Genomic DNA, 23,134 nt, shown 5'->3' on the forward strand with positions numbered 1-23,134 from the left:
CAACAACAATGCCTCCGAGACCATCGTCCGCGCCGGGCCCGTGCTCGATCCGCCCTATATCGAGACGGTGGCCAAGGCCCATGAGCTCGCCGGTTTCGATCGCGCGCTGCTGGCGTTCCACTCCACCACGCCGGATGCGTTGCAGGTCGCGCAGCATGTCCTGACCATCACCAAGCAGCTCAAGGTGATGATCGCGCAGCGCCCGGGCTTCACCGCGCCAACGCTGCTGGCGCGCCAGCTTGCGACCCTGGATCAATTCTATGGCGGCCGCGTCTCGCTGCACGTCATCACCGGCGGCAACGCCATCGAGCTGCGCCAGGACGGCAACACGCTTGACGACAAGGACGAGCGTTACGCCCGCACCAGCGAATTCCTCGACGTGGTGCGGCTGGAATGGACCAGCGAGAAGCCGTTCAACTACAGCGGCAAGTATTACAACGTCGAGAACGGCTTCTCGCAGGTGAAGCCGTTGCAGAGGGGTGGCATCTACACCTTCGTCGGCGGCGGCTCGGACGCCGCGGTCGAGGTCGCGGGCAAGCACGCTGACACCTTCGCGCTGTGGGGCGAGTCCTACGCGCAGGTGCGCGACGTCACCGCGCGGGTGCGCGCGGCAGCTGCCAGGCACGGCCGGCCGACGCCGCGCTTCAGCCTGTCGGTGCGGCCGATCCTCGCCGACACCGAGGAGAAGGCGTGGAAGAAGGCGGAACATATCCTCGAGCGCGCCACCGCACTGCAGGACCAGACCGGCTATCGCCGTCCCAACCACGCGACCGACGGCGCCAAGCGGCTGCTGGCACTCGCCGATCAAGGCACGCGCATCGACAAGCGGCTGTGGACCGAGATCGCCAAACTGACGGGCGCCAACAGCAACACCACCGCGCTGGTCGGCACGCCCGAGCAGGTCGCCGAGGTGTTCGGCGATTATTACGATCTCGGCGTCAGCCACTTCCTGATCCGCGGCTTCGATCCACTGGTCGATGCGATCGATTACGGCCGTGCGCTGATCCCGCTGACCCGCAAGCTGATCGAAGCGCGCGACCAGCAGCGGGGGATTGCCGCCGAATGATCCGTCTCATTGTTGCGGCAGCGCTTGCGCTCGCCGCCGTCGATGGCGCCGCCGCGCAGACCACATTGCGCGTCGGCGACCAGAAGGGCAATTCGCAGGCCGTGATGGAAGCGGCCGGTGTGCTCAAGGACGTCCCCTACAAGATCGAGTGGAAGGAGTTCGCCGCTGCCGCGCCGCTACTGGAGGCGCTTGGGGCGGGCGCGATCGACACCGGCCTGGTCGGCGACGCGCCGTTCACCTTCGCGGCGGCCGCAAAAATTCCGGTCAAGGCGATTGCGGCGGTGCGGCAGTCGCGCGACGGGCTCGCGGTGCTGGTGCCGGAAAACTCCGCGATCAAGAGTTTTGACGATCTGCGCGGCAAGAAGATCGCGACCGGCCGCGGCTCGATCGGCCATCAGTTGATCCTGGCGGCACTGGAATCGAAGGGCTGGCAGGCAAACGACGTGCAGATCGTGTTCCTCGCGCCGTCGGATGCGAAGGTCGCCTACACGCAGGGCGCGGTCGACGCCTGGTCGACCTGGGAGCCCTATGTCAGCCAGGAAGAGGTGCTGTTCAAGTCGCGCCGCGTCATCACGGCCGACGGCATCACGCCCGGGCTCGGCTTCCAGGTCGCAACGCCCGATGCGATCAAGGACAAGCGCGCCCAACTGGAGGATTTCGTGCGTCGCCTCGCCGCCGCGCGCGCCTGGTCGCAGAACAATGTCGAGGGCTACGCCGCGACCTGGGGCAGGCTGATGAACATCCCGCCCGCGGTGCCGCTCAATTGGCTGACCCGCGCCAGGATCCGCATCGCGCCGATCGACGACGGCGTGGTGGCCGACGAGCAGAAGACCATCGACCTCTACGACCGCTGGGGCCTGATAAGGCAGAAGATCAACGCCGCCGACATCGTCGATCGCTCGTTTGGCACCGCGGTCGAGAAGGGCGCGGGACTGTAGGCAATTTGCAAGCGACACCAGCGTCGTCCTGGCGAAAGCCAGGACCCATTATCCCGGATGGCAGTTGTTGTACGACGCTGGGGCGGCGATCCCGCTCACTATCAAATTCGGTGGTAATGGGTCCTGGCTTTCGCCAGGACGACGGGTGCTTACACGATTTCGGAATATTGGAAATGTATTCCTGATTTGCCCGACGTGTCAAGCTGCCCCGTCGAAGGCCGGCAGCCGCGAGCTCCTTTGCATGGGGTTGTTTTCGATATTTTGCCAGCGCACCTGCGGCGGCCCTGCAAGTCGGAGATGTGGACCGTCTGCGCGGAAGCGATTCAACTCCGCACTATTGCACCGCTAACGAACCCGTGATTCAAAACATCCATTCGTCCGCGGGCTGCCGCGCGGCAAGGATTTTCCCCGTTTGGCACATTCCAAAACCGCAACGTTGCTATTTTCGCCACGACCTTGCCACCCCGCCCGGCGCCGCCAAGATCAAAAGGACGAACAATCGAGTCCGGGAGATCACCATGGGCCTTCAACAAACTCGCATCGAGTCGCTGCCGTTTGTGACCGCTGAACTGAATTATCTCGCGCCGACGCCGGGCAAGCCCCGGACCTACGCCTTCGATCCGCCGCCCGGCGAACCCAAATCCACCGCGCTGCCCGAAGCCCACAATGTTCCGATCTTTGACGGGCGCCTGATATCAGACAGCTTCTCGCTCGATCGCGAGGGTTTTGCGCTGGTCAAGCATCCGACCAGCGTGAAGGACTATTACGACGACAACGAAGTCCGCAACGTCTACTACCCGGCCGTCGAAGCCTTCCTCAAGGCGACGCTGAAGGCGGATCGCGTCTTCATCTTCGATCACACCGTGCGCAAGCGCGTCGAGGGCGCAGCTGATATTCGCGGCGGCGGACCGCGCCAGCCGGCGACCCGCGTCCATGTCGACCAGACCGCTCTCTCCGGCCACAACCGGGTGTTCGAGCACCTGCCCGACGAGGCCGAGCAACTGGTCAAGGGCCGCGTCCAGGTGATCAATCTGTGGCGCCCGATCCGCGGGCCTCTGCGCGATTCACCGCTTGCGATGGCCGACGGTACGACAGTGGCGCCGGAGGATCTGATCGCCTCCGACCTGATATATCCAAACCGCAGCGGCGAGACCTATTCGGTGAAGTACAACCCGAACCATCGCTGGTTCTACATTCCCGAGATGACGCCGGACGAGGCGATCCTGCTGAAATGCTACGACTCGGCGACCGACGGCCGGACGCGGTTCGGGCCGCATACGGCGTTTGTCGATCCCACCACGCCCGCGGACGCCGCGCCGCGCGAGAGCATCGAGCTGCGCACGCTGGTGTTCCATAAGCAGTAAGGGACGCGCTTCCCATAAATTCGTCATGCCCGGGCTTGTCCCGGGCATCCACGTCTTGGGCTCCGCGCGAAGAAAGACGTGGATGGCCGGGACAAGCCCGGCCATGACGGTGCGTGGAGCGCAGAAGGTCACTCTGCCCTCAAACTTGGCACCATCCGCCCAATAATGTTACGCCCGTCGCCAAACCGCTCGGGGAAGAGGCGATTCGTGGACGGCGTGGTGACGAAGGAAGAGGCGGGGATCGGGTTCCGCGCCCTGGTGCTTGCACTTCTGGCATTGGCCTCCGGCCACATGCTGTCGACGCTGCTGCGGACCATTCCGGCGATCAGCCTCGATCTGATGGCGTCGGATTTCGGCACCTCGCCGCAGGCCCTGGCGAGCCTCACCTCGATCTATCATTTCTCCTTTGCCGCCTCGCAAATCCCGGTCGGCGCCGCGATGGATCGTTTCGGCGTGCGGCCGGTGTCGCTGAGCCTGCTCGCCGGAACTGTGATCGGCACGCTGGTCTCGGCGCTGGCGACGGGGCCCGCGAGCTTCGTGCTTGGCCAGCTGATGCTCGGCGTCGCCACTTCAGGCATGCTGATGTGCCCGATGACGCTCGCGGCCAAGCAGATGTCGGCGGCGAAGTTCGGCCTGTGGTCCGGCCTGATCCTCTCGATCGGCAATATCGGGATGCTGCTGTCGGCAAGCCCGTTGGCCTTCGTGGTCGATCAGTTCGGCTGGCGCGCCGGTTTCTGGGTTTCGGCCGGCTTCGGCATTGTCGTGCTGATCGCGGTGTTCGCGCTGGTGCCGCGGCAGCCGGCGGCGCATGCGGACGATTCCTCGCCGCTGCACCAGATGGCCGAGGTGCTGCGGCTCGGCATGTCGCGCGGCCTGCGCGGCCTGATCGCGCTGTCGCTGGTGTCGCTCGGCGCGTCGCTGACCTTGCGCGGTTTGTGGGGCGGGCCGTGGCTGATGGATGAGAAAGGGCTGAGCCGGATCGAAGCCGGCAATGTGCTCGGCCTGTTCACGCTGGCGATGATCGTCGGCCCGGCCTGCATCGGCGCCTTCGATCGCAAGTTCGGGCACCGCCGCGCCATGGTGGCGGTGACGCATGCCATTGCTGCGCTGCTGCTCGTCTTGATGGCGGCCGGGGCACCGCATTTCCCGGTCTCGAACCTGTTCGGCGTTGCCGTGATGCCGACGCAATATGACCTGGTGCTATTGATCCTGATCGGGCTCGCGACGTCGGCGCAGCCGCTGATCTACGGCATGACGCGCCAGCTTGTCGCCGCACAGAACACCGGCAAGGCGCTGTCCTCGGTCAATCTCGCGTTCTTCCTCGGCGCAGCGCTGCTGCAATCCAGCACCGCCGGCGTTGCGGCGCTGTTCGGGCTGCCCGCGGTGCTGCTGTTCATCGCCGGCGCGCTGGTGATCGGGATCGTGCTGTTCCTGATTTACACCAGGCCCTAGCGCTCCGTTCCGATCAGATCGTCTGCGCCTGCTTGCGAATCTCGTTGGCAAGCGGCCGCAGGGAATCGGCCCCGCGCGGCCCCACCAGGGAGTAGCCCGTACCGCCGTCGGCCCACGAGAAGCCCGCGACGTCGCCACCCGAATGCGCGGCCATCGGCGCGTTCTGGTCCGACGTCATCGGACGGGTGAGAACCACGAGCCGCTCGCCGCGATCGTCGTCGTACATGAACATGGCCGCAGGACCATGTGCGGTCGGCACCACCCGTCCGCCCATCAAGCGATATCCCGACTTCGTCAGATCCGGCAGCTTGACCGGTTGACGCAGCCTGTTGGAGACCCACTGCACAAGCTCGGCGCTGTCGCGCAGTTCGACCGGCCGGGTGCGATCGGAGGCGTACACCTTGTAGGAATCGCTCGCTTCCTGGGCGAGCGCGGCAAGGCCGACGGCGGGCCCTTCGGTCGCGCCACGGAGCGCCCATCCGCCGACGCCGCCGATTGCAAGCATCAGCGTCGCCGCGATCGCCCAGCGAAACGGGGCGGGGCGGCGGCGCTTGCTCTCGATGATCCTTGATAAATTGAGTTGTGGCGGCAGCGGCTCCTCTGCAATCGGTGCGAGGGCCGAGCGCAACCAGCAGCGCTGATCGGAAAAGGAAGCGACGCGCTTTGCCACATCCGGATGGCTCTCCAGATAGGCGGCGACTTCGGCCTGGCGCTCGGGCTCGAGCGCGTGATCGACATAGGCGTGCAGATCGTCTTCCGAGATGGGACGATTGCTCATGGGATGCTCCGCAACTGTACGACGTTCCTGTGCTGGTTATCCGCGGGCCCTTCCAGCTCCTGCTGCAGCTTCTCGCGTGCCCGCGAGAGGCGCGACATCACGGTGCCGACGGGAATGTTGAGCACCTTGGCGGCCTCCGCGTAGGTCAGGTCTTCGACGGCGATCAGCAGCAGCACGGCGCGCTGCTCGTCGGGAAGCTTCCCGAGCTTCCCGAGCACGTCCTGATACATCAGTTTCTGCTCCTGCACCGCATCCTGTCCGAGCTCGTGCTCACCCGCCTCGTCGATGGCGACGTGCCGGGCGCGAGCGGACGCTCTGCGGAACTGGTTGACGGCAAGGTTGTGCAGAATGGCGAACAGCCATGACCGTGGACTGCCGGTGTCGCGCCGCTGGTGCCAGTGGCCAACGGCGCGCTCCAGGCAGTCCTGCACCAGATCGTCGGCGGCCACGTGGTTGCGGACCAGCGCACGCGCGTAGCGGCGCAGCGCCGGGATGACCGGCTCGATCTGGTGCAGCATGTCGCTCATGGCGCTTGCACCTGCATGACCGCTCCGAGCTTCGCCGGTTCGCCGGATGCGATGACGAGGTAACGCCGCTCCGTCCTGGCTGCGCTCTGCACGATCTGGCGGATCGGTCCGGTGACGTTGACAATGGCGGAGCCGGCCGGATTGGTCATGAAGGCCGCCAGCGGCTCCACCATGCCACCGCCGTCAGCGTGTTCGGCCAAGCCTAGCACGTAGTGCTGCTTCGGCTCGAGCCCGGTCACGGAAGCCTGCAGCACCTGGATCAGCCCCTGATCGAACAGCGAGACGCTGGTCGGCGGCTTCTCGCCCTTGGCTTGTTTTTTCGGCGCGAGCGCAAGGTGAGCGGCCTGGCCGGCGACGCCGAGGGCCTGCAGGTTCTGGCGGTCATCCGGATTCGGCGCGGCGTTCGGTACGTAAGCTATGGCCTGCGGCGCCTGGCCGATCGGGATGTTGGCGATCACCTTGTTGGTCGCGGTGTCGATCGCGGCCAGCGCGTCGGCATTTTCGAGACCGACATAGACCCGCGTGCCGTCGCCGGACGGCCAGACGCCGTGCGGCAGATTGCCGACGGGGATGGTCGCGACTTGCGAGAAATCATCGGTTCGAAGCACCTTGACCTCGTTGGTGCCGCCGATGGTCACATAGGCGAAGGTCCCCTTTGAGATCCTGGCGAAATTGACGTGGTTGGTGATCGGGCCGGTGTCGATGGTCTTGACCAGGTTGAACGGCGGCTTGGCGTTGAACACCTGCGTCCTGCCGACATCCTTCAGCGTGAACCAGACCTGGTCGCCATCGGGCGAGGCCGCGATGTTCGGGCAGAACGGGCTTTCCTGCTTCACCTTCGCGACGATCTGATGGTCTGCGACCGAGACCACGTCGGTCTCCGGATTAAACGACGAGCAGATGTAGCCGTACTTGCCGTCCGGCGAGAATATCTGCATGCCCGGTCCGGCCGGCACCTCGATGCGCGTCGTTTCCTTGAAGCTCTGCGCGTCGATGACCGAGATGTAATTCTCGCCGCGCACGGTGACCCAGACTTCCTTGCCGTCGGGCGTGAAGAAGGCCTCGTGCGGCGAGCGTCCGACATAGGTGACGTGCTTGACCGAGTTCGTCGCCGTGTCGATGAAGGTCACCGAGTTCGACCCGATCGAGACCACTGCGAGCGTGTGGTGGTCGGGCGAATAGCCCATGCCGTGCACCAGCACCTGGCCCTTGTAGAGCGGGCTGAAATTCCCCGGCTGCGGATCGCCGAGCCGGATCACGCCGAGCAGCTTGTTGTCGGTCGGGTCGGTGACCGACACCGTGTTGGAGAACTGCTCGGCGGCGTAGACGCGATCGTGATGGCTGACCGCAATGTCGGGCGAGGATGCCGCCCCCGGCGCCTGGCCGGCGAAGGCGGAGCTCGACATCGCCAGCACGGTCGTCGCCAGCAGGCACTTCAGGATTTTACGGTTCATCGTTTAAGGCTCCTAGTTCTTCATTTCGTGGGACATGTTCATGTGATCGTGTGCCGCGTGATCGTGGGCTGCGGCGGGCGCCGGGCCCGGCTGCGTCGGGGCCGGCGCGGATGCCGTCACCGGCTCGCCGATCGCGAGCTTCATGGCGTCGATCTCCTGCCGCTGCTCGATGATGATTTCCTGCGCGATCCGGCGCAGCTGCTCGTTCTTGCCGTAGCGGAGCTCGATCACCGCCATGTCGATCGCGCCCTGATGATGCGGCGCCATCATCGCGACGAAGTCGCGGTCGATGTCGCCGCTCGGCTTGGCCGCCATGTCATTCATCATCTTGGTCATCGCCGCGTCGTTTTCGGCGAGGAAGGCGCTCTCCTCTGCGGTCTGCGCGCCCTGCGCCGCATGATGGTCGTCATGCGCGAAAGCAGCCGCCGCGGCGGCGAGGGCGAGCACGACGCACGCGCCGAGCGGTGCGAGGGCGGACTTAAGGAATCGAGGAAGCATTTGCGTTCACCCTGGGAGTTGTCGGGAAAGCCGAACGGTCCGGCCTCAGGGGCCGGCTTGCATGGGTGGGACGCAGCAGCGTGAGTTCTATTCCGTCGCGGGGCAGGTTCTTCTCGATCACGACTTGCTGATCGACGGAATGATCCGTTTCGGCCGAGCCAGCCGGTTTGCGATCGGCAAGCCACTGGCTATAAGAGGGAATTCCGGTTCCGATCGACCGGTTCCTCGATCCTCCCTGCGCAAGTCGCTCGCGCCAAGAAGGCCAAGATGTCCGCCAAGATCGATCCGATCACCCGCTCCGTCGTCCAGCACCGCCTGTCGTCGATCGTGAAGGAGATGGGCGAAGCCATGCTTCGCACCTCCTATTCGCAGATCCTCAATTCCAGCCGCGATTTCTCGCTGGCGATCTGCGACACCAACGGCCGGCTGATCGCGCAGGCCGACCACATTCCGGTTCATGTCGGCGCCTTGCCCTGGGCGACGCTGGCGGTGGAGGAGCGCTTCAAGGATGTCGCGCCCGGCGACGTCATCCTGCTCAACGATCCTTATCAGGGCGGCAGCCATCTGCCTGACCTGACCGCATTCGTGCCGGTATTCGATGGGGGAAAAAGACTGCTCTGGACCATCGTGCGCGCGCATCAGAGCGACATCGGCGGCGCCACCCACGGCGCCTACAATCCAGCCGCCACCGAGATCTATCAGGAAGGCATTCGCATTCCGCCGATCAAGCTCTACGAGGCCGGCAAGCCGCGCGAGGATCTGCTCGATCTGCTGGCTTTGAACATCCGCAACCCCCGCGAATTCCGCGGCGACCTCGCGGCGATGCTGGGGGCCGCGCATCTCGGCGAGCGGCGCGTCGCAAAACTGTTCAGCGAGTTCGGCGCGGAGACGGTCGAAGCCGCGATCGAGGCGATTTTGGACGCGACCGAGCAGCAGACCCGCGCCGTGGTGTCGACCTGGAAGGACGGCGTGTTCTACGGCGAGGCGCTGCTCGACGATGATGGCCACGGCCGCACCGACATCAAGATCGCCGCCAAGGTGACCAAGAAGGGCAGTGACATCGAAGTCGATCTCACCGGCTCCGATCCGCAGTCGACCAGCTTCGTCAATTCCTCCCACGCCAACATGCAGGCGGCGGTCGCGATGGCCTTTGCCTATCTGATCGACGCCGACATTCCCAAGAACACCGGCGCGCTGCGGCCGCTGAAGGTGGTGGCGAAGCAGGGCACGATTGTCTGGGCCGATCCCGGCCGTCCCGTCACCTTGTGCACCAGCCATCCCTCCAACGAGATCGTCGAAGCCATCATCAAGGCGATGTCGGCGTCCTGTCCGGATCGCGTGATGGGCGGGTGGGGCCGCCGCTTCCGCATCGCGATCCAGGGTGAGGATCCGCGCAACGGGCGCAATTTCATCTGGCACATGTTCCAGGCACGGCCCGGCGGCGGCGCCTCGCCCGGCGGCGACGGCTATTCGTCGATCGGCGAATGGCACTCGGTCGGCGGACTCAAATTCGGCAGCATCGAGGTGGCAGAGGTGCGCTTTCCCCTGCATTTCCGCCAGCACGAATTCCGGCCGGACTCCGGCGGCGACGGCCAGCATCGCGGCGGGCTTGGCGTCGCGCTCGACATGGTGCTGGAGACGCAAAAGTCGGCCAAGGGCAACACCGCCGGCGACGGCGCGCGCCATGGTCCCTGCGGCATGCTCGGCGGCAAGGATGGCGAGCCGCATCACTACCGGCTGCTCTCGGAAGGACGCGAGCCGCGCGTGCTGAAGACCAAGGAGGTTGGCATCGAGCTTCGTCCGGACGACTGCCTCGAGATCCGGTCCTCCGGCGGCGGCGGCTGGGGTCCGCCGGAGAAACGCTCGGCGGAAGCGCGGGCGCGCGACCTTGCGCAAGGTTTGGTTTCGAAAGCGGTGTAGGGCAGCGATGTACACGATTGGGGTCGACGTCGGCGGCACTTACACCGACCTGGTTGCAACTGACAAAACCGGGCGCACCGTGTTCGCGAAATCGCCGTCCACGCCGGCCGATCAGTCGATCGGCGTCATGGCGGGACTGGAAGAGCTGGCGCGCCGCCTCGGCGTGACGCGCGCGGCGATGCTCGCCGCGACCGATCGGCTGGTGCACGGCACGACGGTTGCGACCAATGCGCTGCTCGAGCGGAAGGGCGCGAGGGTTGCGCTCTTGACCACCGAGGGACACCGCGATGTCGTCGAGATGCGCGAGGGGCTGAAGCCGGACCGCTACGATCTGCGCACGCCGCCGCCGGAGCCGCTGGTGCCGCGCGAGCGCCGCTTTGGCGTGCGCGAGCGGCTGAAGGCCGACGGCAGCGCCGCGGTTGCGCTCGATGCCACAGCGCTCGGCGATGTCATCGCCGAGGTGAAACGCTCGGGTGCGAATTCCGTCGCGGTCTGCTTTCTGCACGCCTATCTCAACCCGGCGCATGAGCTCGCCGCCGTCGAGCAGCTGGCGAAGGAACTGTCCGACGTCAGCGTGTCGCGCTCGAGTGATGTGCTGCCGCAGATCAAGGAGTATGAGCGCGTCTCGACCACCATCGTGAACGCCTATGTCGCGCCGACGGTGCGGCGCTATCTCACCAATCTGGAGCGCAGCCTCGCGGAAGCCGGCTTTGCGGGCTCGCTGTTCGTCGTGCTGTCGCATGGCGGCATGGCGCCGGTGGAGGAAGCCTCGCGGCTCGCGGCAGGCACCGTGCTGTCGGGGCCGGCCGGCGGCATTTCCGGTAGCCGCCGCTGCGCGGATCTTCTCGGAATTCCCGACCTCGTGCCGTTCGACATGGGCGGCACCTCGACCGACATCTCGCTGATCGCAGATGGCCAGGCCTCGCTGTCGGCCGACGGCATGCTCGCGGGCCAGCGCATTGCGCTGCGCAGCCTCGATATCGCCAGCATCGCCGCCGGTGGCGGCTCGATTGCGAGCGTCGACGGCGGCCGCACGCTGCGGGTCGGGCCGGAGAGCGCGGGCTCGGTGCCGGGGCCGGCCTGCTACGGCAATGGCGGCACCGCCGCCACCGTCACCGATGCCAATGTCGTGCTCGGCTATCTCGATGCCGCCGCCTTCATGGGCGGCGCGCGGCCGCTCGATCGTGCAGCATCGGAGACGGCGGTGGACCGGATCGCCGCAGCGCTCGAGCTGTCGCGGATCGAGGCCGCCGCCGGCATCTACAAGATGATCAATCTGAAGATGGCCGACGGCATCCGTCTGATGACCTTGCGCCGCGGCGTCGATCCCCGCAAATTCGCGTTGCTCAGCTTCGGGGGCGCCGCCGGCATGCACGCCGCCGAGGTCGCGCGCGAGCTCGAGATCAAGCGCATCATCGTGCCGACGGTCGCTTCCGTACTTTCGGCCTGGGGCATGCTGACCAGCGATCTGCGTTACGAGGTCAGCCGCACCCGTTACGGCACGAGCCGGATTTCCGCCGATGAGGTTCGTGCCTTGTTCGCCGGGCTGGAAGAGCAGGCGGCGGGGCGGCTGCGCGACTGGTTCAAGGGCGATATCGCCATCGAGCGCTCGGCCGAGATGCGCTACGGCGAGCAGGTGTTCGAGATCGACGTGCCGCTCGGCGAGCTCGATCTCGATGCCGCCGACCTGGTTGCGCAGATCGAGGAGCGCTTCCATCGCCGCCACGAGGAGCTCTACACCTATGCCTCGCGCGGGCAGGAGGTGGTGTTCGTCAACGCCCGCGTCGCCGCGGTCGGCAAGGTGGCGCGCGGCAGCAGTGATGCCGGAAAGGCCAGCTCGGCTGCGCCCTGCGCGCCGCGCGGCAAGCGGCAGGCCTGGTTCGGTGCCTGGCGCGAGGTGCCGGTCTACGCGCTCGACGATCTCAGTCCGGGCCAAGCGCTCGCCGGTCCCGTGATCATTGAGGCAGAAACCACGACCGTCCTGGTCGACAGCGGTGACCGCGTCGCCGTCAACCCGCTCGGCTGGCTCGATATAACATTGCGTTGATCGCCATGCGGGAACTGCGCTCCCTCTCCCGCTTGCGGGCAGGGCTATCGCATATGCCCCTTGGCGACCGCGCAAGTGCTTGGCCTCGTGGTTCGAGACGCGCCGCAAGCGGCGCTCCTCACCATGAGGGTCTACTATTGTGCCGCAAAACAAGACCTCATCCTGAGGAGCCCGCCGAAGGCGGGCGTCTCGAAGGATGGCCATGAGGACACCGCCACGAAATGCGATAGCCCTGCGCTTGCGGGGGAGGGTTGGGGTGGGGTCTCGCCGCAAAACGACCCTCTCTATGTGGAAGCAGCCCCCACCCGGATTGCACCTTCGATGCAATCCGACCTAAGAGCGAGCTCCGCTCGTCTCGACCCCGCAGGCGGGGAAGGTAAGAAGAGTATCGGTCCGCCATCAACATTTCATTTTTCCGGCATTGGCTTGGGCGATAAACTCCGCTCGCTCGGGAGGAGCGCCGGCCAGCCGCCGGCGTTTGTGGCGATATTGATGCAAACAAAAAGACAAACGGCGCTTTCGATATCTCTCGTCCTCGCAGCTGTCCTCGCGGCGGCGCCGTTGCGCGCGCAGCAGGCGCAGACGGCGGCCGGCAACGAGATCCGCATCGGCAATGTCATGCCCTACACCGGGCCGCTCGCGGCGTTCGCGACCATCGGGCGGGCGGAGGCGGCCTATTTCGACATGGTCAACGAGCACGGCGGCATCAACGGCCGCAAGGTCAGGTTCGTCTCGGTCGATGACAGTTCCAATCCGAAGATTGCGATGGAGCAGACCCGCGATCTCGTCGAGAAGAAGGACGTGCTGTTGATGTTCGGCTCGTTCGGCACGCCGAGCAATCTCGCCGTGCGGAAGTACCTCAACGAGAACAAGGTGCCGCAGCTGTTCGTCGCCTCCGGCGACGAGGCGTGGGCGCATCCTGTGACCTTTCCCTGGACCATGGGCTGGCAGCCGACCTTCCGCGCCGAGGGGCGGATCTACGCCAACTATATCCAGGCGGCCTATCCCTCGCGCAAGATCGCGGTGCTCTGGCAGAACGATCAGTTCGGCCGCGACCTGTTCAAGGGATTGCAGGAGGGGCTCGGCGACACCGCCGGCATGATCGTCGCCGATCTCGCCTTCGACGCGTCGGAGACCGCGATCCAGAACCAGATCGGAATCCTGAAGAACTCCGGCGCCGATATCCTGGTGTTTGACGGCGCGCCGGCGATCGCGGCGCGCGCGATCCGCGTCGCTGCGGACCTCGACTGGCATCCGGTGTTCATCCTCGACAATGCGTCGGCCTCGATCGCCAGCGCGCTGCGGCCGGCAGGCCTGCAGAATTCGCTCGGCGTGATCTCGACCTCGTTCCTCAAGGATGCCGGCGATGCCTCCTGGAAGGACGATCCGCAGATCAAGGCGTGGCTCGCCTTCATGGACAAGTATTACCCCGACGGCGACAAGGACGACATCTACGCCGTGTTCGGCTACGCCGCCGCGGATACGCTGATGCAGGTGCTGCGCCAGTGCGGCGACGATCTGTCGCGCGAGAACATCATGCGGCAGGCTGCGTCGCTGAAGGACTACCAGAGCCCGATCGCGCTGCCCGGGATCGTGATCAACACCGGACCGAAGGACTTCCGCCCGATCAAGCAGATGCGGCTGGTGCAGTTCGACGGCAATGCCTGGCAGCCGATCGGCGACGTGATCGACAGCGCGTTCACGGCAGTGCGCGAGGATAATTGAGGGCGCCCAGCTGGGTTATGCGTCGTCCCGGCGAAGGCCGGGACCCATTACCCCAACTCTCAGTTGTTTGTGCGTCGCTGGGGCAACAATCCTTTTCACACCACGCAGCGGTGGTTATGGGTCCCGGCTTTCGCCGGGACGACGGTGTGGAGAGAGTTTACTTCTTCAACCCGTAATTCAACAACCCGCCCTTGTTCTTCGGCGGATGGGCGCGGAGGCCTTCCTCGTTCGGCTCGGTGCCCCAGCCCGGACGATCCGGGATCACGAGATGACCGTCGACGAACTCCGGCACGTGGGTGAACAGCTCGTGGTCCCAGGCCAGCCGATCGATGTCGGTCTCCATGATGCGCAGGTTCGGCACCGCGGCGCAGAAATGCGCGTTCATCATGGTGCAGAGGTGGCCGTAGAAATTATGCGGCGCGACGTTGACCTCGAAATGCTCGGCGGCGGCGGCGATCTTCATCGATTGCCAGACCCCGTTCCACGGCGTGTCGATGATCGCAACATCCATCGCCTGCTCGGTGAAATAGGGCAGGAATTCGCGCAGGCCGAGCAGCGTCTCGCAGGACGAGATCGGGTGCGGGCTCTGGCGGCGGATATAGCCGAGCGCCTGCGGATTGAAGGTGTCGATCTCGACCCAGAACATGTCCATCTTCTCGATGGCGCGCAGGATTTTCAGATACCCCTCGGTCTTGGCGTTGAAGTTGAGGTCGAGCAGGAGATCGACATCCGGCCCCGCACTGTCGCGGATCGCCTCCAGATGCATGCAGAGATTGCGCAGCACAGTGCGGTCGATATTGATCTCGGGCTGGAACGGCGAGCCGAAGCCCGGGCGCCAGCCTTGCGGCTTGCCGTCGGTGTAGACGAAGATGTTGGTCTTCATCGCCGTGAATTTCTTCTCGCGCACCTCGGCCCCGATCGCCTTGACGCCGTCGAGATCGGTGATCGCCGGCTTGTACCAGTCGGGATGATTGATGCGCCAGGTCGCGCAATGCGACCAGTAGACCCGCACGCGGTCGCGGATCTTGCCGCCGAGCAGGTCGTAGCAGGGCACGCCGAGCGCCTTGGCCTTGACGTCGAGCAGCGCGTTCTCGATCGCCCCGAGCGCCAGCGCCACCACGCCGCCGGCGGCAGGGCGCGTCGCGGCGAACAGCTCGACATAGATCCGCTCGTGCTCGAACGCGTTCTTGCCGACGACCCGCGCCGATAGCCGCTCGATCGCCGCGGTCACGCCGGGCGCGCCAAAACCCTCGTCATATTCGCTCCAGCCGACCAGCCCGTCCGTGGTCGTCACCTTGACGAAGTGATAATTCCGCCAGCCGGCATCGCAGGCGAGCGTCTCGACGCTTTTGATTGTGGTGGATTTGCTCATGGTTTCCTGCCCGGCTGTTTGTTGGTGTTGGGAAGTACCAACAACGGATCGGCGAGGGCGTCAATTCGCGCCAGGGCAAGGCGACAATGCGCGCAGGTCGGTGCTGCGGCACGCAGTCGTCGGTGGCGGCTCGATGCTACCGAACCGTCACCCTGAGGTGCGAGCGGAGCGAGCCTCGAAGGGCGACGGCCCGGCTCCTTCCGCGTGGATCTCACGGGGCCGTGCATCCTTCGAGACGCCGCTTCGCGGCTCCTCCAGCGACAAAGGCGAAGCCTTTGCGCGGGGATGACGGGGAGAAAGTGTTCGGGTCTACGGCCGGAACAGCGTCGGGCGCTGGCGTTCGAAGGTCTTGCGGCCGCGCTTGAAGCCCATCAGCACGTCGGGCAGTTCGGCGATCGCGTTGGTTCCGCTGTCGGTGTCGAGCACGACGATGTCGGCGGGGTTGCCGACCGCGATGCCGTAATCCTTCAGGTTCATCAGCCGCGCCGGCAGGCCGGTGACGAGATCGAGGCAGGCCTCGAACTCGCCGATTCCGGCATGCGCCGCATTGGCGTAGAGATTGGCCATCCGCAGCAGCGACGCATCGCCGAACGGCGTGAAGGGATTTTGCACATTGTTGGTCGCGACCGAGCACAGCACCCCGTCCGCGACGAGCCGGTGCGCGGCGGTCAGCCCGCGCGGCGCGTTGTGGGTGGCGTCGCGTCCCATCAGATAGAGATCGGTCGCGGGCAGCACGGTGACCGCGACACCGGCCTCGGCGAGGCGCGTGCTCGCCGCCTTCAGCCGATCAGGCGGCAGCGCGGAGAGTTTGGTGGCATGCCCGATCGCGACGCGCCCGTGATAGTTGCGCCGTTCGGTCTGCCGGCAGACCTCCTCCATGTGCCACCAGGAGGGATCGAGGTCGAAATCGAGATGGAGGTCGACATCGACGTCGAACTCCTGCGCGAGGTCGAAGATGCGCGCGATATGCGCGCTCGGATCGCTGTCGACATAGGGGCAGCCGCCGACCGCCTCGGCACCGTCGTTGAGCGCCGCGACCAGCAGTTCGTCGGCGCCGGGGTCGTTGGTCAAGCCCTCCTGCGGAAAGACACAAAGCGAGAGGTCGAGCGCCCAGGCGTAGTCGCGCTTCAGCGCCTTGACCGCCTCGAAACCGCGCAGCCCGATCCGCGGGTCGATCTCGACATGCGTTCGCATCCGCGTCGTCCCTGCCGTGATCGCGCGCTCGATCACTTTTGAGCCGCGCGCATAGACATCCTCGACCGTGAAGTCGCGCTTCATCGCCGACACCGCGCGGATTGCCTCGCCGAGGCTTGCGTGATCGTGGCCGCAGCGGCCGAGCAGGCAGGCCTTGTCGAGATGGATATGGGTGTCGACGAAGCCGGGCAACGCCAGCCGGCCGTTGAGGTCGACTTCGACCGCCTCGCACACGAGGCGCGGCGCGATCGCGGCGATCCGGCCGCCGGCGATGCCGATATCGACCGCGGCGGCAGAGCTGCGCGTCACGGCATTGCGGAAGACCAGGTCGAAGGCAGGTTTCGCGATCATCGGCGAGGAAACATCAAGTTGGGTGCAGCCTAGCGGATGGGCAGGGAATCGGCAGCACCAGATTGTGTGCAGGTTTATGGTTCGATTGTCTAAAAAATATGCATACACTTTGGCGGCCAGATTGTAGAGTCCTGATCATCCTCGGAGGCCCCCCATGTCCGCACCCGCCAAAGCCGATGCCCGCCCGATGTCCGATGCCGAGATCGTCGAGGCCTATCTGACGGCGTCGATGATCCCCGATCCGGATGCGGCCGCGGCCTATATGAAGCCGGGCACGCTGATCACCTTCACCGGCGGGCGCGAATTCGACCATCCGCGCGGGCCGACCGCCTTCAACGCGAAGCGCTATCGCTGGGTGAAGAAGAGGATGGATCGCTTCGATGTCTGCCCTGGCACGGACGAGACCGTCGTCTACAGCGTCGGCACGCTCTACGGCGAATGGAGCGACGGCACGCCGTTCGAAGGCAACCGCTATGTCGACCGCTTCGTGGTGCGGGGCGGGCAGATCGTCAAGATGGACGTCTGGAACGACAGCGCCGAGCGGATTTTGGTGCAGCGGGGGATCGAGGCGTAGGGCGCGCGCTGCCGTCATTGCGAGGAGCGAAGCGACGAAGCAATCCATGTTGTCCGCTTGCAGGGAGGCATGGATTGCTTCGCTGCGCTCGCAATGACGTAGACGGAGCAACTATCCCCGTCATCCTGAGGTGCGAGCGCTTGCGAGCCTCGAAGGATGAACGGCCCCGCTGGTGGCCGTCGATCCTTCGAGACGGCCGCGTTGCGGCCTCCTCAGGATGACGGTGATGGAGCATCAGCGCCGCGCGGCCTTCGGCAGCTTCACCACCTTTTCGCCGCTCGCCTCGTCGGCATAGGGGGCCAGAATATCCAGCAGATCGCGCCCGCGCTGCGGGCTTGGCGCGACCAGCGCGCGGGTCGCCACGGAATCCAGATGGCTGTGCATCAGCCCCATCACCTTGTCGACGTCGCCTTTCGCCAGCGCGGCGATGATCGCGCGGTGCTCGTTGATCGCGCATTCCGACGAATGCGGCCGGCTATACAGCGACAGCGTCAGGCAGCAGCGGTACGCGACCTCGCTGACATAGCGCACCAGGATCGGGCTGTTCGTCATGTGAGCAAGCAGGATGTGGAATTCGGTGGCGAGCCGGATCGACACCGCATCGGTGCCGTCGCGGGCCCGATCCTCGGCGTCGACATGCGCTGTGAGCTCGGCGATCTGCGCCTTGGTCAGCTTGCCCGCCAGCTGCCGCACCACCAGCCGCTCGAGCTCGATGCGAATATCGAAGGCATCGCGCGCCTCCTGCCAGCTCGGCGTCGCCACCACGGCAATGCGGTTGCGACGCAGCTCGACCAGGCCTTCCGCCGCCAATTGCCCGAGCGCATGCCGTGCGATGGTGCGGCTGACGCCGAAGCGCTCGCCGAGCGAATCCTCGGGCAGCTTGGCGCCGGGCTCCAGCGCCTGCTCGATGATCGCGCGCCGCAGCGCGCGGCAGATCACGCTGACCTTGTCTGACGATTCAGCCGTCTTGCTGCTGTCGGCGCGCCCCGCCATTGCCGCGAATCCCTCTCGAAGGTGCTTCGAACGCCTCTTTATCATACCGCCAAAGCAATCGGGCGCTCGAATTGCATGCAGTTTGAGCCACGGATTGCCCAAAAGGAATCCGGCCTTTGAGGCGCGGAACGCGCGATCTCTTTGATTTTCAACGCTACGGCCGCTGGCATCCGGCTTGCATGCACTTTGCTCGTGATGCGCATGCAACCAAACTCCGAATTTGCCGGCGAGCCGATGGCCGCCGGATCCGCGCCGACCGCGATCGAGCTGTCGGACGCCTCCGTCACCTTCGGCCGCGGCGCCCGCGCCGTGCCGGCACTGTCGACCACCACGCTGCGGATCGCCGACGGCGAGTTCGTCGCGCTGGTCGGCCCGTCCGGCTGCGGCAAGTCCACCATCCTGCGGCTGGTTTCCGGCCTGGCGCAGCCGACCACCGGCGTCGTCATCGTCGGCGGCCGCGAGGTCGCGGCGCGCGCGATGCGGGTCGGCATGGCGTTCCAGAACCCGACCATGCTGCCGTGGATGACGATCGAGAAGAACATCATGCTGCCGCTGAAGATCGTCGAGCCGTTCCGATCGCAGTTCCGCAAGCTGCGCAAGACCGAATTCCGCGACAAGGCCAATGCGCTGCTCGAGCAGGTCGGGCTGAAGGGCTTTGGCGGCCGCTATCCGTGGCAGCTCTCCGGCGGCATGCTCCAGCGCGCCAATCTGTGCCGCGCGTTGATCCACGAGCCGCGCATGCTGCTGCTCGACGAGCCGTTCGGCGCGCTCGACCAGTTCACCCGCGAGGAGCTGTGGGGAATCCTCCAGCAGCTCTGGATCACCCACAGGCCGACCGTGCTGCTGGTCACCCATGATCTGCGCGAGGCCGGCTTCCTCGCCAGCCGCATCTGCGTGATGAGCGCGCGGCCCGGCCGCATCCTCGACGACTCCAGGGTCGATTTCGCCCGTCCGCGTACCGTGGCGATGACCTTCGAGCCGGATTTCGTCGCGCTCAACCAGAAGCTCCGCGCCTTCATCGTCGATGCGCGCACCGCCGCGCGAGAGGGAGCCTGACCATGTCCGTGTCAGACATCAGGCAGAAGGCCTGGTCCGCCGCCCTGATCGTGCTGTTTTTCGTCGCCTGGGAGCTGTTCTGCCTGATGACGGGGATGTCGGACCTCGTGTTGCCGCGGCCGTCGCAGATCTTCATCACGCTGTTCGAGAAATTCCCGATCCTGTGGCCGCACATCGTGCAGACCCTGGTCACCACCATGATCGGCTTCGTGTTCGGCGTGGCGCTCGGCGTCGCGCTCGGTGCCGTGATCGGGGTGTCAAAAACCGCCTACGACACCTGTTATCCGCTGCTGGTCGGCTTCTCGTCGATCCCGAAGGTCGCCGTGGTGCCGATCTTCGTGCTGTGGTTCGGCTCCGGCACCGTGCCGGCGGTGTTGACCTCGCTGTCGATCTGCTTCTTCCCGATCGTCGTCAACATCGCCACCGGCCTTGCCACCACCGAGCCCGAGCTCGAGGACGTGCTGAAGGCGCTCGGCGCCAGCAAGTTCGACATCCTGTGGAATGTCGGGCTGCCGCGCACGATGCCGTTCTTCTTCGCCTCGCTGAAGGTCGCGGTCTCCTACGCCTTTGTCGGCGCCGTGTTGTCGGAAACCGTGGCCTCGAACCGCGGCATCGGCAACGTCATGATGACGGCGTCCTCCAATTTCAACGTGCCGCTGGTGTTCGCCGGGCTGTTCGTGCTCGCCGGTCTCGGCGTCGCGCTCTACGTCCTGTTCTCGCTGATCGAGGGCCAGGTCACCGGCTGGGCGACGCGCAAGGACAATGTCGTCGCCACTTGAGACATTTCGTCGACCGTCAAGCAATGAAGCTTAAGGAGATCTCGATGCTGAGAAAAGTAAGCGCCGCGCTGTTGGGATTGGCCCTGATCGCCGGTCCCGCGCGCGCCGAGGACACCACCATCAAGTTCACGCTGGGCTGGAAGACGCAGGGCTCGGACGCCGCGTTCTTCTACGCCAAGGACAACGGTTACTTCAAGGAAGAGGGCCTCAACGTCGTGATCGATCAGGGCGAGGGCTCCGGCGCGACCGTGACGCGCATCATGTCGGGCGCCTATGACGCCGGCTTCGGCGACGTCAACGCGATCATCCAGAACGCCGCAACCAAGCCGCAGGATGCGCCCGTCATGGTCTACATGATGTGGAACCAGCCGCCATTCGCGATCGTCGCCAAGAACTCGAGCGGCATCAAGACGATCAAGGATTTCGAGGGCCACACGCTCGGCGGCGCGCAGGGCACGCCGACCACGCGGCTATTGCCGGTGTTCGTGCACAAGAACGGGCTCGATGGCGAGAAGATCAAGGTCTCCAACATGGCGCCGAACCTGCAGGAGCCGATGCTGATCAAGGGCGACATCGACGCCGCGCTGGTGTTCAACATCACGAGCTATTTCAACCTGGTGCTGAACCGCCAGGACCCCGACAAGGACTTCAAATGGTTCTCGTTCGGCGATTACGGGCTCGACCTCTATTCCAACGGCGTGATGGTCTCGCGCAAGCTGATCGCGTCGAATCCGAAGGCGGTGGCCGGACTCGTCCGCGCCATCAACAAGGGCGCGATCGCGGTCGCCAAGGATCAGAACGCGGCCATGAAGGCGGCGCTGAACTATGACAATCTGATCAATGTCGATGTCGAGAAGCGCCGGCTGCAATATTCGTTCGAGAAGCTGATCGTCTCGCCGGAGATGAAGGACATCGGCATCGGCGACGTCAGGGACGACCGCATGGCGCGCGCCATCGGCTTCATCGTCGAAGGCTACCAGCTCGCCCGCACGCCGGCCCCGGCCGAAGTGTTTTCGCGGGAATTCCTGCCGCCGCGTGCCGAGCGGGAACTGGTGTATACGGCGAATTGATTGAGCGACGCCAAGTTCCCGCCGCATCAGCAGTGCTCTCCCTCTCCCGCTTGCGGGGGAGGGCTATCGCTTTTCGTGGCGGTGCCCTCGCGGCCATCCTTCGAGACGCCCGCCTCCGGCGGGCTCCTCAGGATGAGGTCTTGTTTTTGCGGCACAATAGTAGACCCTCATGGTGAGGAGCGCCGCTTGCGGCGCGTCTCGAACCACGAGGCCAAGCACTTGCGCGGTCGCCAAGTAGCATATGCGATAGCCCTGCGCTTGCGGGGGAGGGCCGGGGTGGGGGCTCTCTCCGCGAGTCATGTGTGGAGAGAGCCCCCACCCGGATCGCATCTCCGATGCGATCCGACCTCCCCCGCGAGCGGGAGAGGTGAAGTTACGCAAGCGGAGATGACAGGCGATGATGACCAACGTCACGGCAACCCGTCTGTTCTGCGGTGCTGACCACGGCATCCGCAACGACGTCGTGCTCCGTCACGCCGACGGCATCATCACCGATATCTCCGAAGCCACGGGCCCGGCGACAGCCCCGCGCTCGCTCATCCTTCCCGCCTTCATCAACGCCCACGACCACGCGCGCCCGCGCGCGTCGAGCTTCGGCGCGGTCGGCATGCCGCTGGAGAGCTGGATCCTGCGCACGGTGGTCGGCACGCCGGTCGATCCCTATCTCTCCGCGGCTTCGGCGTTTGCCCGCGCAGCGCAGGCCGACTGCGCGGCGATGATGGTGCATTACACAAGGCCGAGCGGGACCATGCCGCTGGTCGAGGAGGCCAAGGCAATCGCGCGCGCCGCCGGCGATGTCGGCATCCGCATCGCCTTTGCCATCGCGGTGCGCGACCAGAACCCGATCGTCTATGGCGACAGCGAACCGGTGCTGTCAGACCTTCCGGCCGGCGACCGCAAGATGATCGAGGATCTCTTCGTGCGCGCCCCGATGTCGCCAAAAGCGTATATCGAGCTGACCGACGCCATCGCGGCGGCGATCGGCGGGCCGAAGATTGATGTGCAGCTTGGGCCGGCCGGGGTGCAGTGGTGCTCGAAGCCGCTGCTGGAGGCCGTTGCGGAGAACTCTGCGCAGACCGGCCGCCGCATTCACATGCATCTGCTCGAGACGATCTACCAGCGCGCCTGGGCCGACCGGCATTTTCCAGGCGGCATCGTCCGCTATCTCCGCGACATCGGCTTCCTCTCGGAGCGGCTGACGCTCGCGCATTGTATCCACGCTCGGCCCGACGAGCTCGAGATGATCGCGGCGTCGGGCGCGCGCATTGTCACCAATTTCTCCTCGAACCTGCACCTGCGGTCCGGGTTGGCGCCAATCGCGGCTGCGCATAGCTGCGGCTGCGGGATTGCCGTCGGCGTCGATGGCCTGGCGCTCGATGAGGATGACGACGTGCTGCGCGAGATGCGGCTGGTGCAGATGATGCACGGCGGCCTCGGCTTCAAGCGCAACTGGACGCCGCGGGAATTTCTAGCGCTTGCGATCCGCAACGGCCGCCGCGCCACCGGCGCGCCGGGCACGGGCGAGCTCGCGGTCGGTGCGCCGGCTGATTTCGTCGGCATCGATCTCGACCGCCTCGAGCGCGATCAGATTCTCGATGCGGATCCGCTCGACCTGCTGTTCGCACGCGGCAATGCGTCGCTGATCTCTGAGCTTGTGGTCGATGGTCGCACCGTCGCCAGGGCCGGCCGGTGCCTCGGTGTTGACCTTCCCGCCATTGAGCAGGAACTGCGCGGCATCACCCGCGCGAGCGCTGCCTCATACGCGCATGTCTTGCGCGCATGGCCGCGATTGTCGAACTCAGTGCAACACTGGTTCGAAGCGCAGCTCACCTGCAATTAGCTGCACAATCTTCGCTTCGCGCTGAGCAGCAGCTTCGGTCATATGCTCGCTAATTCCGTCAAGCGGAAGAAAATTCCACTTGCATCACACTCGTCGCGCGGCTTCAAGTTCACCCAACAAGAAACTGAATCAGCCG

Annotated in this window: 19 protein-coding genes; 12 read left to right on the plus strand and 7 right to left on the minus strand. The window is 65.5% G+C overall.

The features are described from left to right. From IF803_RS24370 to IF803_RS24385, 4 genes are all read left to right on the plus strand, one after another. Positions 1-1,066, plus strand: a 1,066-nt coding sequence (locus tag IF803_RS24370; RefSeq protein ID WP_461193709.1) for an LLM class flavin-dependent oxidoreductase, incomplete at its 5' end; no start/stop codon positions are given. Next, positions 1,063-2,004 carry an ABC transporter substrate-binding protein gene (locus IF803_RS24375; RefSeq protein ID WP_461193711.1) on the plus strand — a complete coding sequence of 314 codons (942 nt, stop codon included), beginning with the start codon at positions 1,063-1,065 and terminating at the stop codon, positions 2,002-2,004. The genes IF803_RS24370 and IF803_RS24375, both read left to right, overlap by 4 nt. A 518-nt stretch (positions 2,005-2,522) precedes the next feature. Then, positions 2,523-3,368, plus strand: a complete 846-nt coding sequence (locus IF803_RS24380; RefSeq protein ID WP_461193713.1) for a CmcJ/NvfI family oxidoreductase — start codon at positions 2,523-2,525, stop codon at positions 3,366-3,368. Positions 3,369-3,584: 216 nt separating this feature from the next. Further along, positions 3,585-4,820 carry an MFS transporter gene (locus IF803_RS24385; protein ID WP_253609751.1) on the plus strand — a complete coding sequence of 412 codons (1,236 nt, stop codon included), beginning with the start codon at positions 3,585-3,587 and terminating at the stop codon, positions 4,818-4,820. Positions 4,821-4,833: 13 nt separating this feature from the next. On the opposite strand, the gene IF803_RS24390 is transcribed toward IF803_RS24385, so the two are convergent. From IF803_RS24390 to IF803_RS24405, 4 genes are read right to left on the minus strand one after another with little or no spacing between them, the layout of a single operon-like run. Continuing rightward, a complete protein-coding gene (locus IF803_RS24390; RefSeq protein WP_304499150.1) occupies positions 4,834-5,598 on the minus strand; it encodes an anti-sigma factor family protein in 765 nt (254 codons plus the stop codon). Continuing rightward, complete coding sequence (locus tag IF803_RS24395) at positions 5,595-6,125, minus strand: RNA polymerase sigma factor (RefSeq protein WP_461193716.1); 531 nt, start codon at positions 6,123-6,125, stop codon at positions 5,595-5,597. The genes IF803_RS24390 and IF803_RS24395 overlap by 4 nt, the downstream gene beginning before the upstream one ends. Continuing rightward, positions 6,122-7,579, minus strand: coding sequence for a YncE family protein (locus IF803_RS24400; protein ID WP_461193717.1), 1,458 nt, complete (start codon positions 7,577-7,579; stop codon positions 6,122-6,124). The genes IF803_RS24395 and IF803_RS24400 overlap by 4 nt, the downstream gene beginning before the upstream one ends. A gap of 12 nt (positions 7,580-7,591) precedes the next feature. Continuing rightward, positions 7,592-8,077, minus strand: coding sequence for a DUF305 domain-containing protein (locus IF803_RS24405; protein WP_461193718.1), 486 nt, complete (start codon positions 8,075-8,077; stop codon positions 7,592-7,594). A gap of 267 nt (positions 8,078-8,344) precedes the next feature. Here IF803_RS24405 and IF803_RS24410 point away from each other — a divergent pair, with 267 nt between their 5' ends. The 3 genes from IF803_RS24410 (at position 8,345) to IF803_RS24420 (ending at position 13,769) form a co-directional block, all read left to right on the plus strand. Next, a complete protein-coding gene (locus IF803_RS24410) occupies positions 8,345-9,997 on the plus strand; it encodes a hydantoinase B/oxoprolinase family protein (protein ID WP_461193720.1) in 1,653 nt (550 codons plus the stop codon). 7 nt (positions 9,998-10,004) lie between these two features. Further along, a complete protein-coding gene (locus tag IF803_RS24415) occupies positions 10,005-12,044 on the plus strand; it encodes a hydantoinase/oxoprolinase family protein (RefSeq protein ID WP_461193721.1) in 2,040 nt (679 codons plus the stop codon). Positions 12,045-12,536: 492 nt separating this feature from the next. Further along, positions 12,537-13,769, plus strand: coding sequence for an ABC transporter substrate-binding protein (locus IF803_RS24420; RefSeq protein ID WP_461193722.1), 1,233 nt, complete (start codon positions 12,537-12,539; stop codon positions 13,767-13,769). 157 nt (positions 13,770-13,926) lie between these two features. On the opposite strand, the gene IF803_RS24425 is transcribed toward IF803_RS24420, so the two are convergent. Together IF803_RS24425 and IF803_RS24430 are read right to left on the minus strand one after the other, a co-directional pair. Next, positions 13,927-15,141: a mandelate racemase/muconate lactonizing enzyme family protein gene (locus IF803_RS24425; RefSeq protein WP_461193724.1), complete on the minus strand. Its 1,215-nt coding sequence runs from the start codon at positions 15,139-15,141 to the stop codon at positions 13,927-13,929. A gap of 309 nt (positions 15,142-15,450) precedes the next feature. Continuing rightward, positions 15,451-16,686, minus strand: a complete 1,236-nt coding sequence (locus IF803_RS24430; protein ID WP_461193725.1) for an amidohydrolase family protein — start codon at positions 16,684-16,686, stop codon at positions 15,451-15,453. Positions 16,687-16,840: 154 nt separating this feature from the next. Here IF803_RS24430 and IF803_RS24435 point away from each other — a divergent pair, with 154 nt between their 5' ends. Further along, positions 16,841-17,260, plus strand: coding sequence for a nuclear transport factor 2-like protein (locus IF803_RS24435; RefSeq protein WP_461193726.1), 420 nt, complete (start codon positions 16,841-16,843; stop codon positions 17,258-17,260). 234 nt (positions 17,261-17,494) lie between these two features. On the opposite strand, the gene IF803_RS24440 is transcribed toward IF803_RS24435, so the two are convergent. After that, a complete protein-coding gene (locus IF803_RS24440) occupies positions 17,495-18,253 on the minus strand; it encodes a GntR family transcriptional regulator (protein WP_028343660.1) in 759 nt (252 codons plus the stop codon). A 201-nt stretch (positions 18,254-18,454) separates the two neighbouring features. Here IF803_RS24440 and IF803_RS24445 point away from each other — a divergent pair, with 201 nt between their 5' ends. The 4 genes from IF803_RS24445 to IF803_RS24460 all read left to right on the plus strand — a co-directional run bounded on the left by IF803_RS24445 (position 18,455) and on the right by IF803_RS24460 (position 22,998). Next, complete coding sequence (locus IF803_RS24445) at positions 18,455-19,309, plus strand: ABC transporter ATP-binding protein (RefSeq protein WP_461193727.1); 855 nt, start codon at positions 18,455-18,457, stop codon at positions 19,307-19,309. 2 nt (positions 19,310-19,311) lie between these two features. Next, positions 19,312-20,088 carry an ABC transporter permease gene (locus tag IF803_RS24450; RefSeq protein WP_461193729.1) on the plus strand — a complete coding sequence of 259 codons (777 nt, stop codon included), beginning with the start codon at positions 19,312-19,314 and terminating at the stop codon, positions 20,086-20,088. A gap of 44 nt (positions 20,089-20,132) precedes the next feature. Next, a complete protein-coding gene (locus IF803_RS24455; RefSeq protein ID WP_253592345.1) occupies positions 20,133-21,158 on the plus strand; it encodes an ABC transporter substrate-binding protein in 1,026 nt (341 codons plus the stop codon). A gap of 397 nt (positions 21,159-21,555) precedes the next feature. Next, positions 21,556-22,998: an amidohydrolase family protein gene (locus IF803_RS24460; RefSeq protein WP_461193730.1), complete on the plus strand. Its 1,443-nt coding sequence runs from the start codon at positions 21,556-21,558 to the stop codon at positions 22,996-22,998. The last annotated feature ends 136 nt before the right edge of the window (positions 22,999-23,134 follow it).

The organism is Bradyrhizobium sp. UFLA06-06 (genome assembly GCF_054820065.1).

Excerpts from the sequence above, each read along its gene's own strand:
- IF803_RS24375 (WP_461193711.1), top strand. The coding sequence starts at position 1,063 with ATGATCCGTCTCATTGTTGCGGCAGCGCTTGCGCTCGCCGCCGTCGAT.
- IF803_RS24380 (WP_461193713.1), top strand. The coding sequence starts at position 2,523 with ATGGGCCTTCAACAAACTCGCATCGAGTCGCTGCCGTTTGTGACCGCT.
- IF803_RS24390 (WP_304499150.1), bottom strand. The coding sequence starts at position 5,598 with ATGAGCAATCGTCCCATCTCGGAAGACGATCTGCACGCCTATGTCGAT.
- IF803_RS24395 (WP_461193716.1), bottom strand. The coding sequence starts at position 6,125 with ATGAGCGACATGCTGCACCAGATCGAGCCGGTCATCCCGGCGCTGCGC.
- IF803_RS24400 (WP_461193717.1), bottom strand. The coding sequence starts at position 7,579 with ATGAACCGTAAAATCCTGAAGTGCCTGCTGGCGACGACCGTGCTGGCG.
- IF803_RS24405 (WP_461193718.1), bottom strand. The coding sequence starts at position 8,077 with ATGCTTCCTCGATTCCTTAAGTCCGCCCTCGCACCGCTCGGCGCGTGC.
- IF803_RS24410 (WP_461193720.1), top strand. The coding sequence starts at position 8,345 with ATGTCCGCCAAGATCGATCCGATCACCCGCTCCGTCGTCCAGCACCGC.
- IF803_RS24415 (WP_461193721.1), top strand. The coding sequence starts at position 10,005 with ATGTACACGATTGGGGTCGACGTCGGCGGCACTTACACCGACCTGGTT.
- IF803_RS24420 (WP_461193722.1), top strand. The coding sequence starts at position 12,537 with ATGCAAACAAAAAGACAAACGGCGCTTTCGATATCTCTCGTCCTCGCA.
- IF803_RS24425 (WP_461193724.1), bottom strand. The coding sequence starts at position 15,141 with ATGAGCAAATCCACCACAATCAAAAGCGTCGAGACGCTCGCCTGCGAT.
- IF803_RS24430 (WP_461193725.1), bottom strand. The coding sequence starts at position 16,686 with ATGATCGCGAAACCTGCCTTCGACCTGGTCTTCCGCAATGCCGTGACG.
- IF803_RS24435 (WP_461193726.1), top strand. The coding sequence starts at position 16,841 with ATGTCCGCACCCGCCAAAGCCGATGCCCGCCCGATGTCCGATGCCGAG.
- IF803_RS24440 (WP_028343660.1), bottom strand. The coding sequence starts at position 18,253 with ATGGCGGGGCGCGCCGACAGCAGCAAGACGGCTGAATCGTCAGACAAG.
- IF803_RS24445 (WP_461193727.1), top strand. The coding sequence starts at position 18,455 with ATGCAACCAAACTCCGAATTTGCCGGCGAGCCGATGGCCGCCGGATCC.
- IF803_RS24450 (WP_461193729.1), top strand. The coding sequence starts at position 19,312 with ATGTCCGTGTCAGACATCAGGCAGAAGGCCTGGTCCGCCGCCCTGATC.
- IF803_RS24455 (WP_253592345.1), top strand. The coding sequence starts at position 20,133 with ATGCTGAGAAAAGTAAGCGCCGCGCTGTTGGGATTGGCCCTGATCGCC.
- IF803_RS24460 (WP_461193730.1), top strand. The coding sequence starts at position 21,556 with ATGATGACCAACGTCACGGCAACCCGTCTGTTCTGCGGTGCTGACCAC.